The organism is Pseudomonas sp. No.21 (assembly GCF_054558415.1).
In genome coordinates, this window is the sequence record NZ_BAAJNO010000016.1 from 1 (window position 1) to 20,075 (window position 20,075).

At 69.3% G+C, this 20,075-nt stretch carries 5 protein-coding genes; all 5 read right to left on the bottom strand.

Annotated elements, in window-relative coordinates:
• Positions 1 to 133: 133 nt before the first annotated feature.
• The gene (locus ACYJSS_RS26380; protein WP_111260190.1) at positions 134 to 379 is read right to left on the bottom strand and encodes a hypothetical protein; all 246 of its coding nucleotides are present in this window, start codon (positions 377 to 379) and stop codon (positions 134 to 136) included.
• Positions 380 to 482: 103 nt separating this feature from the next.
• Positions 483 to 761 carry a hypothetical protein gene (locus tag ACYJSS_RS26385; RefSeq protein ID WP_111260189.1) on the bottom strand — a complete coding sequence of 93 codons (279 nt, stop codon included), beginning with the start codon at positions 759 to 761 and terminating at the stop codon, positions 483 to 485.
• A 296-nt stretch (positions 762 to 1,057) separates the two neighbouring features.
• A complete protein-coding gene (locus ACYJSS_RS26390) occupies positions 1,058 to 2,728 on the bottom strand; it encodes a ShlB/FhaC/HecB family hemolysin secretion/activation protein (RefSeq protein ID WP_236205932.1) in 1,671 nt (556 codons plus the stop codon).
• Positions 2,715 to 16,799 carry a leukotoxin LktA family filamentous adhesin gene (locus tag ACYJSS_RS26395; protein WP_459480833.1) on the bottom strand — a complete coding sequence of 4,695 codons (14,085 nt, stop codon included), beginning with the start codon at positions 16,797 to 16,799 and terminating at the stop codon, positions 2,715 to 2,717. The genes ACYJSS_RS26390 and ACYJSS_RS26395 overlap by 14 nt, the downstream gene beginning before the upstream one ends.
• 408 nt (positions 16,800 to 17,207) lie before the next feature.
• Entirely contained in the window at positions 17,208 to 20,018 is a 2,811-nt protein-coding gene (locus tag ACYJSS_RS26400; RefSeq protein ID WP_236205935.1) for an FAD-binding and (Fe-S)-binding domain-containing protein, read from the bottom strand.
• Positions 20,019 to 20,075 lie beyond the last annotated feature (57 nt).

Sequence of the window (20,075 nt, forward strand, 5' to 3'; positions counted from 1 at the left end):
GAACACGCAGCACACCCTACGTCCGGACTGAGCGGCGGCTGCATGCTCCGAGGTCTCGTTGCGCCCCTTTACCGGTGACTAAAAGCAAAGCCACGTTCCAAGCGCGTGGATGTATACGGGTGGCGGGCCAGGCTCATTCGCTGGCTTGCAGCATGTCGATGGCTTCCTTGAGCACCCTGGCCGATTCCTCGTGGTTGCCGGCCTTGTGCAGCTCTTCGCCTTCCGCGCGCAGGCGCTGGACTTCCGCCAGCAGGGCGGTGTCGGAGGGCGGGTCGGTCTTGAGCATTTCGTCGATCTTGGCCATGTCCTGGGGGCAGTGCATGGCCCAGAGCGGGGTGCTGATCAGGGCGGCGGCGATGAAGGCGGCGAGGCGGCGCATGGCGAGGCTCCTGGCGGGGGTGTCCAGGAGTATAGGCAGGGGCGAGGCGTTGCGCGGGGCATGAAAAAGCCAGCACGAGGCTGGCTTGTTCACGCGGGGCGGGTCACTGGCTGGCGCCGTCGCTACCGCCTTCCTTGTTCGGCCCTTGCAGGCGCTGCAGCGCCATGTTGGACGAGTTGATGCAGGCTTCGGTATCACCGGCGGTCTTGGCCTGTTCGGCCTTCATGCGCAGGTCTTCCACTTCTTTCTTCAGCGGGTCGCCCAGGGTGGTATTGGTGGCCATGGCGTCGCTGATCTTCTGCAGGTTGATGGTGCAGAGGTCATCGGCGAACACCGGGGAAGCCATCAGGGCGGCTGTGATCAACAGGGCGGTGCGTTTCATGAGGGGAGTCTCCTCTCTCGTTCTTTGGCACTCGGATAGGCCCTTTGTAGAGGCCGAGTGGAGCAATGACGTCCGAGACGGATAAGCCCGGGCTTGCCGACGGGCTTGTAAGGATGGACTGCCCGGTGAAACGCGCGGTTCAGTGTTTTTCTGGAGCAGGCCGCCTCAGGCCCCGGGGCTGAAGCCCGGGCTACGGCAGAGAGGATCGAAGGGGCCGCCCCGGCGCCGAAGCCCCGCCCACGAGATGGGGTCACATGGGCCGGGCTTCAGCACGGGAGCGGATTCGGGGCGTGGCGTCAGAGGACCTTGAACACCACTTGCAGGTTGACGTAGGCGTTGTCCTGGTCGGAGCGCACCTTGGTCAGGGGCACGCCGAGGGTCACCTCGCCACTCAGGCGCGAGGTGGCCTGCCAGTTGAAGCCGCCGCCCACGCTGTCCAGTTTCTCCGGTTGGCGGAACGAGGAGTCGATGCGCCCGTAGTCGTAGAAGCCGAAGCTGGTCAGGGCCTGGGTGATGCGGTAGTTGGCCTGCAGGTTGGAGTACAGGCCGCCGTCGCCGGCCAGCTCGCCCTGGCGGTAGCCGCGCACGGTGGAGGCGCCGCCGATCTGGAACAGCTGGCTGGAGGGCACGCCCTCGCGGTTGGCGTACTGCCAGGCGCCGCTGGCGTTCAGGTACCAGTCCGCGCTGAGGGCCTGGTAGAACTGCCAGTAGCCGACCCAGAGGCCGTAGTTCTCGCGGATGGCGGTGCCTTCCAGCTCGCTGCGGGCATCCTGGTAGCCCAGGCCCACGCGCAGGGAGCGGCCCGGCGCCAGGTACAGCGCGGTGAGGTCGGCCTGGGTGGTGCGCACGCGGTTCTCGTTGAGGAAGACATCGGCGATGTAGTTCTTGGTGCGCTGTTCGCCATAGGTCAGCTGGCCGGTGAGCAGCCAGTCCTGGTTGCTCCATAGCGGGTGGCTGATGAACAGCGAGCCGTTCTTCGAGTCGCTCTCCGAATCCAGGCTGCGGAAGGGCCCGTAGATCACCTTCGCCTTGCTCTTGCCCAGGCGCCCGCCGATGCGCCCGCCCAGGGTGTTGAAGGGCGCGTCGTAGGACAGCATGCCCACGCCCGAACCCCGGGAGCCGGAGAGGAAGGCGGAGAACACGTCGTCACGGCCGAGGGCGCCGTAGTGGCGGTACATCATGCCGCCGGTTTCCTCGCCGGTGGATTCGTAGCCGTGGTTGTTGGCGAACAGGTCGAGGCTGTTCTGCGGCGGCTCGTTGACGTTCACGTAGACGTCGGTGAGGCCGTAGCCCTTGCCCGGCTGCAGCGAGGCGGAGAGGGTGCCGTTGCTCACCCGGTTGAAGCGCGACAGCTCGGCTTCCAGGCGCTTGGGGTCCACCAGCTCGCCGTTGCCGATGTCCAGGCGCTCGCGGATGAAGTCCTCGTTCATGTAGCTGTTGCCTTCGAGCACCAGCTCGCCGACGCGGCCTTCCACCAGCTGGATGCGCACGCGGCCCTGCTCGATGCGCTGGGGCGGCAGGATGGCGCGGGCGGTGACGTAGCCCTTCTCGTCGTACAGGCGGTTCACCGCCGAGATCAGCTGCTGCAGGTCGGCGAAGCCCACCTTGCGGCCGAGGTAGGGCTTGGCGATCTCCTGCAGTTGCTGGGCATCGAGGATGGCGGTCTCGCTGAACACCACCGCGTCCAGCTGGAAGGCGACGCTGGGGTTGTCCGGCAGCTTCTGGTCGCCCACCACGGGCACGTCGAGCACCGGCGTGTCGTCCTGCGGGCGGGCTTCCTGGCGCTCCTGGGCGCGCTGCGGCTGGCGCAGCAGCTCCGAGCTGATGGCGCCGGGCAGTGCGCCGGAGGGCAGCGCCTCGGCGCTGGCGAGGGCGGCGAACAGCAGCCCGGCGGCACCGAGCAGGAAGGGCGCGCGGCTGGCGACGGCCCGCAGGCCGCCGTTGGTGAGGGTCTTAGATGGAGTCATCGTCACTGCTCTGGGTACCGAGGTTGACCGCCAGCGGGGCGGCGGAGATTGCATTGGCACGTTGCAGCGCCGGGCGCACGGGGTAGGCCGCGGAGTAGGCGGGCATCGCCTCCCCGCCGGTCTGGCGCAGGTCGGTGCTGAAGTGCGGGCGGGCCAGGTCGAAGGTGGCGTGGCCGCTGGTGACCATGTTGCGGGTGAATACGCCACGGGCCGAGTTGAACCACATGGGCGCGCGGGAGCCGGTGGCGCCGCGGGTCTCCAGGTCCAGCGAGAAGCCCTTCCAGGGGATGTAGTACTGGAAGTCGCTGGCGTAGCGCAGCGCCGGGGTGGTGTTGTCCATCAGCGCGTTGACGTAGCCGGTGGTGAGCTTCATCTCTTCGCCGATGTGGCCGTTGACGATGTTGAAGCGCGTGGCGTTGGAGCGGATGTCGGCGACGCGGGCGGCCAGCTGCTCGTTGAGCACGTAGGGCGCGGCGGTGATGCCCAGGTCGATGCGGTCGGCCACGCCGCCCTGCAGGTGGGTCGCCCACAGGCGCAGCGGGGTGGCTTGCACGGTCTGGGTGACCTGGCCACGGATGCTTTCGGCGCGCAGTTCCAGGTCACGGGCGACGCGCACGTCGGCCAGGTCCAGGTCGGTGGTGCCGAGCACGCCGTCGCCGTCGCCCACCAGGTGGGCGGAACCGGTGAGGGCATGCACGCGCTCGGCGCGGGCCTCGCGGTGCAGGTGCAAGTTGACGTCGCCCACCGGGGTCTGGGCGTTGAAGTGGCCGGTATCCAGGCGGATGGCGGCGCCGGTTTCACCGATGCCGGTGGCGGCGACCAGGTCGACCTGGCCGGTGCCTTCGTCGGTGGTGCGGATCACCGAGTCCTCGTCGTCCATGAGGATCGAGCCGAGGCTTGCGGTGAGCGACACCAGGCCGTCCAGCACGCCGTTGGACATCACCAGGTCGTTCTGCGTGGCGAGCACATTGGCGCCGAGGCCGAACAGGCCCAGGGCCCCCTGCTTCTGCACGACGTTGAACGGGTTCAGCGCGGTGCCGATGTAGCCCGAGGTCCGGCCGTTGCCGTCCACGGCGCGCAGGTTGACCAGGCCGCCATCGAAGGTGGCGTAATCGCCCAGGGAGTAGAAATCGCCGTTGTTGGCCACCAGGTTGGTCTCGCCCTTCACGTCGATCTTGCCGACCACCACGTTGCCGTTGAGCACCACCACGTTGGCGGTGCCCGGGGCCACCAGGCGGTACACGGTGACCGGGTCGGTGCCGTTGTTGGTGACCTGGATGGGGTTGTCCGGCGAGCCGATGTTGCGGCCGGCATCGATGTACAGGCCGCCGGTGACGGCGCCGGCGACGCCGGTGGCGGTCTGGTTGATCACGTCGCGGCCGGCATAGACGTAGAGGGTGCCGCCCACGGTGATGTCCTTGAGGATCACGTCCTGGGAGGTGCCCACGTGGTAGTCGCCCTTGGCGTCGATCACCACCGGGTCCTTGGCTTCCACCGCCAGGTCGTAGCGCGGGCGCAGGGTGATGCGCACGGTGTCGCCGTCCACCTGGTCGGCCTGCAGCGTGCCCGGCTTGGCCTCGGCGAGGAAGGCCATCAGCTGGCTGGAGCTGTAGCTGTTGCCTTCCGAGGAGGAGAGCTGGGTGACGATCGGCAGGTAGCCGTCGGTGCGCTTGAGGGTGAAGACCAGGGTCTCCGCCTCGGGCAGGGCCTGGGTCGGGTCGTTGTTCAGGCGGATCGAGCCCTGGGTCGCGGAGACGTTGGGCAGCGCGCCGGTGGAGGGACGGTCGCCCGCCACCGCGCCGGCGTTGATCACCGTGCCCAGCATGCTCTTGTCCCAGACCGCGCCGTGGGTCATCTGCGCGTACAGCTCGGAGGCGGTGTCCAGGCTGTACTGGAAGTCGGCCGCACGGGTCTGCAGCAGGCCCTGGTCGACGCCCGGCGCGCCGGCCAGGAAGCTCTTCGCCTCCAGGTAGCGGGCCTTCATGGCGCTGTTGATCTCGGCGTCGCTGGCGCTGTGGCCGAGGCTGGCGCTGACCTGCTCGCGGTAGAGGTCGAGGCCCGCGCTGGTCAGGCTGAAGCTGCCGTCCGGGTTGCTGGCGCGCTCGCGAAGGGTCCAGTAGTCGCTGTAGTAGCGTTCCACCCGGTTCTCGTAGCCGTTGATGGTGCTCTGCGCGTGGTTGGCGTCGGTGAGGCCCATGGCCTCCCACTCGGCGATCTTCTCCTGCAGCTTGGCGTCCTGGTCCTCGCCCTTGGGCGCGGCGCCGAGGATCTGCCCGCTCGGGGTGTTGAGCTCGACGTTGCCGAACAGCGACTCGATGTAGCCGACGTTCATGTTGCCGCTGCCCTGGGTGAGGGTGACGCTGCCCGGGGCGGAGGCGTTGATCTCGTTGCTCTGGGTGACCAGCGGGTTGTTGACCCCGCCGATGGAGCTGCCCGAGCCCGAGTGCAGGTTGAGCACGTCGCCCCCGATGGACACGCCCACGGCGTCGGCGTGCTGGTAGATGCCGCCGACGGCGTTGACGGTGACGTCGCCCGTGGTCTGGATTGACTTGGCGTAGAAGTCGCCGCTGCTGGCCAGGAAGATGTCGCCCTGGCTGCTGGCGCTGACCGAGGCGCCGGCCACGCGGGAGTCGATCAGCTTCAGCGCGTCGCTGGCGCTGCCGATGCCGGCACTGGCGTTGAGCACCAGGTCCTTGCCCTGGAGCGAACCGCCGGCCTGCAGCAGCGAGCCGGTGACATCGAAGGTGCTGGTGCCGACGTCGTTGCGGATGGTGCCGCCGATCAGCACGTTGGAGCCCGAATCCACCTGCAGGCGCGACTCGCTGTTGCCGACGAAGCGGATCGGGATGGCGTGGTCGGCCTTCACGCTGTTGGTGACGGTCATCTGGATGTCGGTGGCCAGGTCGAAGGTCGCGCCGGCGTAGTAGCCGCCCCATTCGTCGCCGTCGGAGGTGGTGCGCACGGTGGTGTAGCCGATGTCGGCGTCGGCCCACTGCATGAAGGCCTGGTCGTTACCGGTGACGGCGCGCACCACTACGTCGCCGGCGCTGGTCAGGTAGGCCTTGCCGTCGGCGGTGGCGATCTCGCTCACCCAGTTGCCCAGGTTGCCGGGGATCTCGTCGCTCTTGCCCGAGATGCTGGTGGGGCCGGTGTAGGTACGGGTGATGTGGTAGTCCTGGGTCCACTCGTAGCGGGCGCCGGCCTGCGGGGTGTAGGTGAAGTCGCGGCCGATCACGCTCGCCAGGCTGGCGCCGGTGAGGGCGGTGGCGCCGTTGGCGTTGTTGTAGACCGAGACGCTGTCCTGGCCGGCCTGGTTGACGTACCACCAGGTCTGCGCGCGGCCGTCGCCCCAATGCTTGAGGGTGTCGGTGATGCGCACCACGCTCTGGCCACCGTTGCCCAGGTCGATGTCGCTGAGCATCAGGTCGCGGCCGGTGGTGTTGTTGATCTCGACATCGCCGTAGCCGGAGTTGACGACGATATTGCCCACCGTGTTGGTGTTGATGATGTTGCCGGTCAGCGACACCGAGCCGCCGCCGGCGGCATTGATGCGCTGCACCTGGATGCGCTGCTTGTCCGAATCCCAGTACACCACCGGCACCTCGTCGGCACCGTTGCCGTCGGCGATGCCGCTGACGTTGTTCAGGCGCACCAGGCCGTTGCCGTTGGCGATGCTGGCGATCTCGGCGGCCGCGGCGGCGCCCAGGTTCAGCGACCAGTCGGTGCGCGCGCCCACCTCGATGCCGGCGTTGATGTTGATGTTCTTCGCGTTGATCGCCAGGGCGCCGCCCACGCGCAGGGCGCTGGCGGTGGAGCCGCTGGTGTCGGACTGGCCCAGGGCCGCGCTGTTCTGCGTCTTGTAGGCCTGCATCATGGTGTAGCGCCAATCCCACACACCGGTGTTGCCGGTCCAGAAGTCATGGTCGCTGGCCGACATGTTGCCGCTGTACTCGTACCGGGTGTCCTTGTACCAGACGCGGTTGGCGGTGTTGTCGTCGTCGGTTTCCCAGTAACCGCGGACCATGCCGTCGAGGATGATCTGCTGGTCGGTGCCGTTGCCGCTGCCGTAGTTGCGGATCAGGTAGTCGGTGAAGGCTTCCTTGCTGGTGAAGGCGTAGGAGCCGTTGTAGACCACGTTCGCGGCGAACTCGGCGATGGAGTCGGGCACGTTGCGGCCGCTGAGGCTGCTCGGGTTCAGGCCGTTGATGACGTTGGCCCACTCCGACTGCACCGAGGCCAGGTTCCAGCTGCGGCCCGGCAGGCTGACGAACAGGTCGCCGTTGGGCACGTTCATGCTCAGCTGGTAGCTCTCGATGGTGGCGAACTGCGAGACGTTGCCCGAGGTGTTGCTCAGCGAGGTGTGGCCCTTGAGGTTCTCGATGTCGCCGAGCACCAGGATGCCCGGAGCCGGGCTGGTGTTGCCCGCCAGGTTGGTGTCGTAGGTGTTCTCGATGACGATCGAGGGCACGCTCGGGCGCTGGGTGGCATCGTAGTAGTCGGACTGCGAGCGCTTCACCTCGGTCAGGGTGGCGCCGCTGTTGGCCAGCTTGGCCGCGCCGGTGGAGGTGATGCTGCCGGTGCCCGCGGCGGAAACCAGGATGCCGTTGGTCACCAGGTAGTCGTCGGAGCTGTTGTGGATGATCACCGTCGGCGCGCCGTAGGCGGTCAGGTTGGCACCGGACTGCTGGATGCGATCGGCACCGACGCGGATGTCACCGGCGCCGGCGATGATGTCGCCGATCACCAGGGTGTCCACGGTGGTGTTGCCGTTGGCGCCGGCGCCCAGGGACTGCGCGGTGCTGGCGCGCATCTGGGTGTAGAGGGCGATCTGGTCGCTCAGGCTGGTGTACGCGGCCGAGCCCGGGGTGAGGCCGGCGAGCTGCTGGTTGAGGCTGGCCAGGGTGGCGTCGATCTCGGCCAGCGGGCGGAACGCGTTGGCGCTGCCGGCGGCCTTGTACTGCACGGTCAGGTCGTTCAGCGAGGACACGGTGCGCAGCTGGTTGCCGTCCCAGTAGACCTCCTGGCGGTTGCCCGCGCCCGCCACCACACGGCTGTTGGCGAGGGTGAGGCTGGCCAACTGGTTGACCCGGTCGGAGCGGGTGGTCTGCTCGCTGGAGAACAGTGCCAGGTAGGGGTTCTTGCCCACGCCGCCGCCGCTGGCGCTGACCGCGCCGTTGGTGGCGATCAGGTCGACGTTGCGCACCGAGCGCAGCAGGGCGCCGGTGCCGAACACCAGGTCGTTGGTGGTGGTCGCAGTGGCATCGGCATCGAGAACTGCAGTCACCGGGATCAGGGTGTTGTTGACCACCACCGTGCTGGCGCTGGCGCGGATGTCGTTGGCCAGGTTGCCATCGGCGCTCTGGCCGGCGCGCAGGCCGAGGTTGCCGTAGCCGAGCAGGTCGGCGTTGGCGCCGAAGCGGATCAGCTGCGCAGCGGTCAGGTCGATCTTGGAGTCGCCGCCGCCGGCGCCCACCAGGCCGTAGACGTCCACGCGGGCATTGGTGCTGGCGCGGGTGTCGCTGTACGCGCCCACCTGCAGCAGGCCGCTGCTCTTCATGCTCAGGTTGTCGCCGAAGGTCACCTGGTTGGTGACGTCCACGTCCATCTCGGTGCCCGCGTAGGGGGCGGCGATGGCGCCACCGGCCGACAGCTTGCCGGTGTCGGCGGCGCGCAGGGTGTTGTGGGCGCTCAGGCGCAGGTGGCCCTTGTCGATGTCCAGCGGGCTGCCCACGGTGGCCATGCCGACGTTGTTGCCGACCTGGATGCGAGTGGTGTCGCGGAGGGTGTTGTCGACCAGCACGGCGCTGCCGCTGATCACGCCGCCCGAGCCGGAGAAGGCCTCGGCGCCGCCCTGGGTGATGGTGTGGGCTTCGATGTCGAGGCCGTCGAGGGCGGCCACGCGGGCGCCGTCGCGTACCAGCACCTGGGTGGTGGCACCGAGGTCGAGGTCGATGAAGGTGCCCGAGGCGCCGACCATGGCGGCCTGGATCGAGTCGCTGTCGGCGGCGTAGTCGAGGCGGTGCTCGGCCAGCACATCGGTGCGGCCGGTGAGGATGTTGGTGTTGCCCAGCACGTCCACGGTGGTGGTGCTGGTGGCGTCGAGGTTGAGGGTGGAGGCGCTGCCGGCGACCACACCGCCGCTGCCGGCCACCGCGTCGCCGCTGATGCCGTTGCTGCCGGTGGCGGAGAGGGCCAGGGTGCCGCCCACCAGGCCGGTGGCGCCGAAGCGCACACGCTGGGTGGCGTCGATGTCGGCCAGGCCGACGTTGGCGCCCACGGCCAGCAGGCCACCGACGGCGATGCCGGTGGCGTCGGTCTTGACCCGGGTGGCGTCGCTGGCCTTCACCGCGGCGTTGCCGGTGATGGCGAGCTGGGTGCCCTGGCCGATATCGGCGAGCACATTGGTGTCCAGGTTGGCGCTGGCGACGGTGGCGTTGAGGCCCATCAGGGCGCCGCCGCTGGCGCCCACGGCCTGCGCTTCGGCGCTCTGGTTGCGGGTGCGCTGGGCGGCGGCGTCCACCTCCAGCGAACCGCCGGTGAGGTTCACCGCGCCGGTGCCGGCCTGCACGCTGTTGTCGACGTTGGCGGTGGCGACGCTGGCACCGATGGCGCCGGCGCCCACGGAGGCGCCGATGGCGAAGGCGCGGGTCATCGGGTCGGTGCTGGCGCGGATGCCGATGGCGCCCTGGGTGGTGACGCGGCTGCCGTCGTCGACCCAGGCACGGGCGCTGGTGCGGTCGCTGGCGGTGGCGACCACCGCGTTGCCGGCGACGATGCCGCCGCTGACGCCGACGGCGTCGACGTTGTTGCTGGAGCGTGCGCTGGCGTCGACGGCGAGGCTGCCGGCGCTGACCTGCACGTTCTTGCCCACCAGGGCCTGGGCCTGGCCGCTGCTGCTGGAGGTGGCGATGCTCGCGCCCACGGCCACGCCGCCGGCACTGACGCCGACGGTCTGCGCCTTGAGCGCGTGGTCCAGGTCGGCGTCGACGCTGAGGGCGCCGCCGGCGGTGATGTTGGCGCCGTCGAGGATGCGCGCGGTGGTCTGGCTGGACTTCTCGCTCACCGCCACGGCGGCGCCGAGGCCCACCAGGCCGCCACCGCCCGCCTGGGCGAGGGCCTGGGTGGTGCCGTCCTGGCCGTCTTCGGCGCTGATGCGCACGGTGCCGCCGGCACGCAGGGTGCCGCCCAGTTCCGCCAGGCTGCGGTCACCGACGTTGATCACCGCGACGCCGGCACCGGCGCCCACCAGGCCGCCGGCCACACCGGCTGCCTCGCTGAGGGCATCGGTGCTGTTGTGGGCGCTGACGGTGACGTTGCGGCCGGCGTCCAGGGTGGCGTTGCCCACCCGTGCAGCAGCGGAGTAGGCGGTGCCGTCTGGGGTGCTGAGGAAGGTGTCGTTGGGGCTGATGGTCTGCTGGTTGGCGTTGATGTCGGCCTGCAGCTGGCTGGAGCCTGAGAAGGCGTTGCCCATCTGGCCGTTGAGGCCGGAATTGCGGGCGACGTTCTGGGCGTTGCGGATGCTGTTGTCGAGGCTGCCGGTGGCCTGGGAGGAGGCACCGGACGCGACGCTGACCACCGAGACGCCGGCGCCCGCGCCGACGTAGCCACCGCCGGCGGCGGCGATGGAGACGGAGTCGATGTCGCGGCTGTTCTCGGCTTCGACGGTGATGTCGCGGCCGGCCTTGACCGTGGCGCCGTCTCCGACGCTGGCGATGGCGCCGCTGCGCACCACCTGCACGTCGGCGCCGGCACCGACGCCGGCCACGCCGCCGACACCGGCGGTGCCGAGCACGTCGGTGGTTTCGAGGCTGTCCTGGGCGTGCACGCGCACGTCCTGCTGGGCGCCGCCCAGCTGGGTGTTGATCTGGCTGCCCGCGCCGATACCGGCGAGGGTCTGGCCCTTGGCGACCAGCACGTTGACGGTGCCGGCCACGCCGGCAGTGCCGCCACCGGCGCCGGTGAAGCCGACGATGGTCACGTCCTGGGCGGCGCTGGCGTCGATGGCGGTGAGGCCGCTGGCGTCCAGGCGGGTGGCGCCGGAGGTGGAGGCCTCGGTGCGCTGGTTGAGGTCGGTGACGATGATGGTGGCACCGACGCCGGCCACACCGCCGCCTGCTACGCCACCGGCGACGATGTCGAGGTCGTTGTCGGCGTCGGCGGCGATCTCGATGCCACCGGCGTCGCTGCGCAGGTTGGAGCCCTGCACGTTGCTGCGCACGGTGCCGGCCAGGGTGGTGACGGCCACCGAGCCGTTGACTCCGGCGGTACCGCCGATGGCGGCGCCGACGACCACGGCGTTGAGGTCGTGGGTGGCGCGGGCGTTCACGCCAATGCCGGCGTCGCTGCCGAGGGTGGCGTTGGCGACCAGGGCCTGGGTGTCGTGGTCGAGGATGTTGGTAGTGGTGGACACGCCGACCCCGGCGGTGCCACCGCCTGCGCCGGCACCGTTGCCGGTGGTGACGCGGGTGTGGTGGTAGGCGCCGACCTGGGTGGCGGCGTCGCTGTCGAGGGTGGCACCGCTGACCTGGGCCAGGGTGGAGCCGCCGACCCTATTGACGGTGACCGCGCCGGCCACGCCGACGCTGGAACCGCCGCCGACGCTGACGGAAACGGTGTCGATCTCGTCGGTGCTGCTGGCGACGACGCCGATGCCCTTGATGCTGTCCTGCAGGGTGCGATCGCGCAGGTCGCTGCCCAGGTTGCCGTTGAGCTGGCCGTTGTCGATGGCGCGGGCGGCGCCCTGGCCGTCGGCGCTCAGGTGGGTGGACGCACCGGTGACCCGGGCGGTGGTGGTGCCTTCGAGCTGGTTGACCGCCACCGCGCCGGACAGGCCGACGCCGGACAGGCCCACGCCCAGGGCGCCGGCCACGGTTTCGATGTCGCTGTCGGAGCGTGCGGTCAGCAGCAGGCTGCCGTCGCTGTGGACCTGGGCACCGTCACCGATCTCGGCCAGGGTGGAGCCGCCGACCATGTTGACGGCCACCGAGCCGGCGACGCCGACGTTGTTGCCCACCGCAGCACCGGCGGCCAGGGATTGCAGCTGCTGGTTGCGCAGGGCACTGACGCGCAGCAGGTCGCCGGCCTGGAGGTTGCCGCCGTTGATGCCGGCATAGACCGCGCCGGAGATCTGGTTGTAGGAACCGGCGATGCCGATGCCCGCACCCTGGCCACCGTAGGCCAGGGCACCGGTGAGGCTGCGGATGCGCGAGGCGTCCTGGGCGTTCACCAGCAGCGAGCCGTGGCTGGTCAGGCTGGAGTCATCGGTACGGGCGCTGGTGCGGTTGTCGATGGTGTTGATGGCGATGGAGCCGGCCACGGCGGAGGAGCGTGCGGCCACGGCGCCACCGGCGACCAGGGCGTTGATGTCGCTCTGCTGGTTCGCCTGCACGGCGATGCTGGCGGCTTCGGCGTCGCTGTCGAGGATCTCGGCGCTGACGCGGTCGCTGATGGTGTTGTAGCCGAAGCTGGCACCCACGGCACCGTCGTTGCCGATGGCGGCCGAACCGGAGGCGGTCCAGATGCTGCTGGTGTTGCCGGCGTTCACCGCCAGGGCGCCACCGAGGTTGAGGTCGTGGCTGCCGCGCAGGGCGGCGAGGGTGTCGTGGTCCAGCTGGTTGATGGCCACGGCGCCGTCGAAGGCGTACTGGTTGGAGTAGCCCATGGCGGCGGCCACCGAGACCAGGTCGGCGTCGCTGCTGGCGTTGAGGCTGAGGCCGGCGTTGCTGTCGAGGCGGCGCAGGCCATCGGCCACGGCTTCGGTGGCGCCGTCGATGCTGTTGATCGACAGGCCCGCACCGACGCCGGCCTTGCCGCCGAAGCTGGCGGCACCGGCCACGGCGTGGATGCTGGAGTCGTCGCGGGCGCTGACGGTGACGCCGTCGACGGCATCGATGGCGCCGTCGGCGAGGCGCGCGCGAGTGGTGCTGTCGATCGAGTTGACGCTCACCGAGCCGGCCACCTGGTAGCTGCTGGCCGAGGCGCTGGCGGAGACACCGGCGGAGATCGACAGGGCGCTGGCTTCGTTGTCGGCGGCGATGTCGAGGCGGCGCGCGGTGACGTCGCCGGTGGCGGCCAGCTCGGCCTCCACCAGGGAGTCCACGGTGTTCTGGGTGTAGGCACCGGCCAGGCCGACGCCGTTGCCGGTATTGCTGGAGACCGCGGCGCCGCCGGCGATGGCGTGCAGCGCGGTGTCGTCGCTGGCCTGCACGTTGACCGCGCCGGCATCGATGTCGAGGTTGTCGGTGATGCGCGCGCGAACCAGGTTGTCCAGGGTGTTCACCGCCGCCGAACCGGAGACGTTGATGCCGAAGGAACCGGTGCCCTCGCGGGACTGCGCGGCGGGCTGGGTGCTGGGTGCCGGCGGTGCGGTGAGGGCCACGGAGAGGGCGTAGTTGCCGATGCGGCCATCGGCGCTGGCGCCGACCTTGAGGCCGCCGGACGCGGCCACGGAGCCGGCGGCGAGCTGGGTGTCGCGGCTGCCCAGCCAGGCTTCGGTGGTGCGGTCGAAGGCGTGCACGCCGACGGCGACGCCGGCGGCCTTGCTGGTGGATTTCACCACGCCGCCGGTGATGGTCAGGCTGTCGGTTTCATCGCTGGCGTTGATGTTGATGTCGCCGCTGCCGCCGTTCTCGTCGCTCACCACCAGGTGGGCGCCGTCGTCGATGCCGGCGCGGGTGAGGTTGTCCAGCACGGAGACGGAGATCGAGCCGCTGAGGGCGTTGGTGCCGCCCTTGGAGCCGGCCACCGCGTAGTTGAGGATGTCGACGTCGGTGACGGCGTTGACGTTGAGCTCGCTGGCGTAGAGGTTCACCGCGCCGACGGTGGCCTGGGCGCTGTTGCTGTAGATGCCGGCGATGAGGCCGGCACCGAAGCCGTTCTTGCCGCCTTCGTTGTTGAACAGGCCCGGGTCGGCGGCGACGTTGACCATCTGCGATTCGGTGCGCGCTTCGATGTCGACGGTCTGTTCCTGGCCGCGGTAGGCCAGGTCCTGGTTGATGTTGACGCCATCGGCGACATCCACCTTGGCGTTGAGGCCGACGTGGTTGATGTCGACCATGCCGCTGAGGGTGGTGCCGCTGTCCTGGGCGCCTTCGCCGGAGACGGCGGTGGCGGCGTTGACCCAGGTGCTGAACATCTGGCCTTCGTTGATGGTCTGCAGGAAGTCGCTGAGGTTGTCGGCGCTGAAGGCCTTGATCAGGTTCGACAGGCGGCTCTGGTCCAGCCACGGCAGGCTGGTCTTGGCGTTGAGGCTGAGGGCCTGCATGGCGTCCAGCTCGGCGCCCGGGCGCACGGTCAGCACCGCGTCGTTGTCCTGGTTGCTGATGAGGATGGCGACGCCCACGCCGTTCTTCTTGCCGGTGCTTTCGGTGCTGAAGTCGAACGGCTTGTCGGCGTTCTTCTTGTCGGAGATCACCGAGGACACGGTGGAGTCCAGCAGGTCGGTGACCTCGGCGTTGAGGCTGGCATCCTGGCCGGCCTTGACCTTGGCCTGGCTGCCCAGGTTCAGCAGCGCCTGGTTGTCGTGGTTGATGTAGGCCAGGGCACCGGCGGCGCCCAGTTCATCGAGGAAGCCCTTGCTCTGCTCGCTGCCGCCTTTCTCGCCTTCTTCTTCCTCGCCCTTCTCGACGAGCTTCTTCAGCAGCTCCTTGATGCCGTCCTTGGTCTTGGCCTGGAGCAGCTCGGTGGGGTCTTCGCCGGCCTCGCCGATCTTCTCTTCCAGGGTGGCGACGATCTTGTTCTCGTCGCCGAGCATCACGGCGGCTTCGTTGCTGTTGGACTGGGTGTCCACCTTGGCTTCCAGGGTGGCGTTGCCGCCGGCTTCCAGGGTGCCGTTGAAATCGTTGCGGGCCTGCAGGTCGGAGAGGGCGACCAGCACCGAGACGCCGATGGCGCCCTCGGCGTCGCCGGCCTGGGCGCTGACATCGAACACCTTGACCTGCTCGGCGCTGACGCTGGCGTCGAAGGCGGCCTTGATCAGGCTGCCGCTGCCGACGGTGGTGGTGGCGCGGCCCTTGGCCGAGGTGACGTTGGCGGTGAGGGTGACCGGCAGGCCTTCGAGGGCGCCGGCTTCTACCGCGGTTTCCACGGTGGTGTCGGACTGGCTCTTGAGGTTGACGTTGCCGCCCAGGGATTCGATGCGGGCGTTCTGGCCGACGTTGAGCTGGGCGTCGGTGTTGGTCACCGAGACCACGGCGCCCACCGGCAGGTCGGCGACCTCGGCCTGGGCGTTGGTGCTGGCGTGGGACGAGATGTTCACATCGTTGCTGCCGATGATGCTCACGCCGTTGCCGATGTTGACCTTGGACTGGGCATCGAGCACCTGCACCGAGGCCAGCAGGCCGCTGCTGGCGAGGGTGTCGAGCAGGCCGCCGAAGAAGTCGCTGCCGCCGTCGTCATCGGTCTGCACGCCGGCATCGGCCAGGGCCTGTCGCTGTTCTTCCAGCTCGTCGTCGTCGAGGACCTGGGCGATGGGGTGGCCGTTTTCATCGACGCCGTTGTACAGGCCGTCGCTGGACAGGCTGTCGGTCAGCGCGGTGGAGGATTCGGCGCTGAGGGTGACCTGGCCGCCACGGATCTCGGTGCCGGCGCCCAGGGTGATTTCGGTCTTGTTGCTGCCCACGCCGACGAGGATGCCGGGGGTGAGCAGGGCGCCCTCGGCAGCGATGGCCTTGAGGGTGACGTCGCCGGCCTCGAAGGCGGCGTTGTTGGTGTGGGCGTAGAGCTTGGCGTTCTGGCCGAGGACGATGGTCGGCGCTTCCAGGGTGATGTCGCCGGAGTCGCCGACGGAGACCGCGTCGCGGTGTTCCTGCTGGCTGGCGGTCTGGTAGTTGGCGATGTTGCGGGTGGAGATCATCACGCCGTCGGCGACGTTGATCTTCTCCGACGCCTGCAGGCTGTAGTTCGTGCCGCCCAGGCGCTGGTCCTGGGTGAGGTTGATTTCGCGCGGGTCGATCAGCACGTGGCCGACGGCGCCGCCCTGGCCGGCCTTGGCCTCCAGGGTGCCGGCCCAGGTCACGCTTTCGTCGGCGGAGAGCTCGACCTGGCCACCATTGCCGCTGGTGCCGGCGTTGGCCGCCACGGTGCCGCCCTTGGCCAGGGTGCTCTGCTGCTTGGCCTTGATCACGACCTTGCCGCCGTCGGAGTGGGCGCCCTGGCCCGAGGCGGAGACCTTGCCGCCGCCGGCGATGGTGATGTCGTGGCCGGCGCGGATCTCGATCTCGCCGGCAGACTTGCCGGCGACACCGTCGGTGTTCACCTGGCCGGCGATCAGCACGTCGTTCTCGGCGATGATGCGGATCTCGCCGTTGACCTCGGTGATGGCGGCGGCGCTGTCGAGGCCGTCGATGTTCACCAGTTGCTCGATGCGCGGCATGGCCTGCTGGCCGGCGGTGACGCGACCGCTGGCGCCGATGCCGACGTCGCGGGCGCTGAGGGTGACGGCGCCCTTGGCATTGACCTGGCCACGGATGGACACCAGGCCGGATTCGGAAAGGGGCAGGTTGCCGGACTTCAGCTGGGCCACGGCGAGGTCGTCGATCTTGCCGTCGGCGCCGATCAGGCGTTCCAGGGAGGCGCTGTCCGGGGTGGTGACGGTGAGGGAGCCGACGTTGATCACGCCGGACTCGCCCACGACCATGCCGTGGGGGTTGGCGAAATAGATGTCGCCGCCGATCTGGCCGTTCTTGTAGCCGTTGAGGATGCCGTTGATCTCGCTGCGCTGGTCGCGAACGATGTTGATCAGGGCGTTGGCCGAGTCCGGTACATAAAGGTTGGCGGTTTCGCCGCTGCCCACGTTGAACTGCGAGAAGGAGTTGAAGCCGTTGCCGTTGCGGATGGTCTCGGTGCGGATGTCGGTGACCGCGCCGTTCTGCACCACGCTGGTGGCCGTGCGCCCGTCGGTGACGATGCCCTGGGCATAGAGGCCGGGGCTCAGCAGGGCGCCGATGGCCAGCAGGCCGGCGCCGCTGGCGGATTTGCTCGACTTGGTCTTGCCCTGTCGCGTGGTGTGCTCCCCAACGACTTGCCAGACACCTTTGGCGTGGTTCCAGATGGTGCGATAGACGTGGTTCATGGCGCGATCCTTGATGAGGGCCACGGCGGCCTGCCGAGCGGGTGTCGGGCAGTGCCGGCGGAGTGCGGGCCAGGGAAAGGGTTTGGGCGCGAGTATATGAGCGGGTCCCTGGCCTGAAACTGAGCAATGCTGACAATTGGCCATCATTTTTCGAGATCATGATGGCCAGCCCTGGAAGAGGCGGAGTAGATGGGCTGCGTGGGGATTTACGGGGCGCTCGCGTGACGGGTTTCGTGGGCTCCAGGGCTGGCATTTCGTCGGGAGGGGGAGGCGGGATGAAGCCCATTGCAGATTGCACCCGGGTTGCCGTTGCGCTTGGCCGGGAGGCGGGCGGAGGCGTTTTTGCCGGGCAAAAAAAGCCCCGCACTGGGCGGGGCGCAATCCGTGCGAGGCACGGCAGCTTGAGGTTCAGATGGCCCGGGGGCGGGTGACGCGGTCCACCAGGTAGACCAGGCCGTGGTAGTCGATGCCGCCGTGCTGGGTGAGGCCGATCTCGCAGGTGCGGCTGGTGGAGATGCCTTCTTCGCAGACCTGCACGGCGTCCTTCAGGCTGCGCAGGGCGTGGCCGTTGAGTTCCGGGGTGGTGAAGCCCTTGTCGCCGGCGAAGCCGCAGCAGTGGATGCCCTCGGGGACGACCACCTGGCGGGTGCAGCGGCCGACCAGGTCGATCAGCGCCTGGGATTCGCCCAGGTGCTGGGTGCTGCAGGTGACGTGTACGGCCACGGGTTGCTCCTGGGGGGTGAACTCCAGGCGGTCGAGCAGGTGGGTGCGGATGAAGCGCACCGGGTCGAACAGGTCCAGGCGCGAATCGAGGCCGTCCTGCACCAGGCGCAGGGTGCAGGGGCTGGTGTCGCAGTAGATGGGGTCGAGGCCGCCACGGCTGGCTTCCAGCAGGGCGTCGATCATTTCGCGACGCTTGCCTTCGGCCTGCTCGGCGTAGCCCTTGGAGGCGAAGGGCTGGCCGCAGCAGAGGCTTTCCAGCTGCGCGGGGAAGACCACCTGATAGCCGGCCTTTTCCAGCAGCATGCGGGTCTTGTCCACCAGCGGCACCTGTTCGCCGTCGGTGGCGGCGGGGCCCATGGCGCGGGATACGCAGGCGGCCAGGTAGACCACGCGGGGGCGGGCGTCGTTGGCCGGCGGGGTGAACTGGATGGGCTTGGCGGCCTGGGGCAGGGCGGGCGTCCATTGCGGCAGGCGCCCGGCGGAGAGGCGGCGCAGGGTGCCGGAGGTTTTTTCCAGCAGCGGCGCGCCGAGCAGGCGGCGGGCGCCGTCGGCCAGGCGCAGGGTGAGGCGTGCGCCCTTGAGTGCGGTGGCGAAGTGGCCGGCGAGCCAGTCGGCACGGCCGGCGTGGTGGGCCGCGTTGCCACGCAGCTTGCGCACCAGGTCGCCGGTGTTGATGCCGACGGGGCAGCGCTGGGCGCAGAGGCCGGTGGCGGCGCAGGTGTCGACGCCCTGGTAGGCGAAGGCTTCCTCCAGCTCACGGGTGTCGATGCCGGCGCGTTTGCGGGCCTGGATGTCGCGCCAGATGACGATGCGCTGGCGTGGGCTGAGGGTCAGGCCCTTGGAGGGGCAGACCGGTTCGCAGAAGCCGCATTCGATGCACTTGTCGACGATTTCGTCGGCGGCGGGCAGCGGCTTGAGGTTCTTCAGGTGCAGTTCGCGGTCGTCGCTGAGGATGACGCCGGGGTTGAGGATGCCGGTGGGATCGAGCAGGCGCTTGAGCTGCCACATCAGTTGATAGGCGTCGCTGCCCCATTCCAGTTCGACGAAGGGCGCCATGTTGCGGCCGGTGCCGTGCTCGGCCTTGAGGGCGCCGCCGAATTCGACGGCGACCAGTTGGGCGACGTCCTGCATGAAGGCGTCGTAGCGGGCGACCTGTTCGGGGCTGTCGAAGCCCTGGGTGAAGACGAAGTGCAGGTTTCCTTCCAGGGCGTGGCCGAAGAGGATGGCCTCGTCGTAGCGGTGCTTGTCGAACAGTTCGATGAGACGGTTGACGCCGGCGGCGAGCTGTTCGACGGGGAAGGTGACGTCTTCGATGATCACCGTGGTGCCGGTCTGGCGCACGGCACCGACGGCGGGGAAGGTGTCCTTGCGGATCTTCCACAGCTGGTTGTAGACGAGCGGGTCTTCGCTGAAGTCGACCTTCTGCTCCACCGGGAAGTCGGCGATGGAGGCGGTGATCTGCGCGAGCTGTTCGTGCAGCAGGCTGGCGCTGGCGGCACGGGATTCGATGAGCAGGGCGCAGGCGCTGGCGGAGAGGCCCTTGACCCAGGCGGGCATGCCGGGCTTCTCCTGCACCGAGCGCAGGCTGCGGCGGTCGAGCAGCTCGACGGCGGAGACGGGCTGGGTCTTGAGCACGGGCACGGCGCGGCAGCAGGTTTCCACATCGGGGAAGACGATGAGCGCGGAGGCCTTGTGCGGGTGCTCGGGCACGGTGTCGTAGGTCACCGCGCTGATGAAGCCGAGGGTGCCTTCGGAGCCCACCAGCAGGTGGGTGAGGATGTCCAGCGGCTGGTCGTAGTCCACCAGGGCGTTGAGGGACAGGCCGGTGGTGTTCTTCAGGCGGTACTTGTGGCGGATCTTCGCGGCCAGTTCGGTGTTGGCGCGGGTCTGCCGGCCGAGTTCGGCCAGGCGCTCCAGCAGCTCGCCGTGGCTGGCCTGGAAGGCGGCGACGCTGGCCGGGTCTTCACTGTCCAGCAGGGTGCCGTCGGCCAGCACCAGGCGCAGGCCGGCGAGGGTGTGGTAGCTGTTCTGCGCGGTGCCGCAGCACATGCCGCTGGCGTTGTTGGCGACGATGCCGCCGATCTTGCAGGCGTTGATGGAGGCCGGGTCGGGGCCGATCTTGCGGCCGTAGGGGGCGAGCCAGGCGTTGGCCTGGGCGCCGATGACACCGGGCTGCAGGCGGATCTGCTCGCCGCCCTTGCGGATGTCGCGGCCGTTCCAGTTGTCACCGAGGACAATCAGCACCGAGTCGCTGATGGCCTGGCCGGAGAGGCTGGTGCCGGCGGCGCGGAAGGTGACGGGGACCTGGTCGGCGTAGGCGGCCTTGAGCAGGGTGATGACTTCGGCTTCGCTCTCGACCCGCACCACCAGCTTGGGGATGAGGCGGTAGAAGCTGGCGTCGGTGCCGAAGGCGAGGGTGGAAAGCGCATCGTCGAAGCGCCGGTCGCGGGGGATCAGGCGCTCGACGGTGTGCAGGAAGGCGGCGGGCAGGCTCATCGGTCGGGTCCTGTCATCAACGGTGGGTGCGGGCCGCTCGGGCGGCCTCGTCGGTTC

What these genes read in the sequence shown, in the direction of transcription:
- ACYJSS_RS26380 (WP_111260190.1), bottom strand. Translation starts at nt 379, where the DNA reads ATGCGCCGCCTCGCCGCCTTCATCGCCGCCGCCCTGATCAGCACCCCG.
- ACYJSS_RS26385 (WP_111260189.1), bottom strand. Translation starts at nt 761, where the DNA reads ATGAAACGCACCGCCCTGTTGATCACAGCCGCCCTGATGGCTTCCCCG.
- ACYJSS_RS26390 (WP_236205932.1), bottom strand. Translation starts at nt 2,728, where the DNA reads ATGACTCCATCTAAGACCCTCACCAACGGCGGCCTGCGGGCCGTCGCC.
- ACYJSS_RS26395 (WP_459480833.1), bottom strand. Translation starts at nt 16,799, where the DNA reads ATGAACCACGTCTATCGCACCATCTGGAACCACGCCAAAGGTGTCTGG.
- ACYJSS_RS26400 (WP_236205935.1), bottom strand. Translation starts at nt 20,018, where the DNA reads ATGAGCCTGCCCGCCGCCTTCCTGCACACCGTCGAGCGCCTGATCCCC.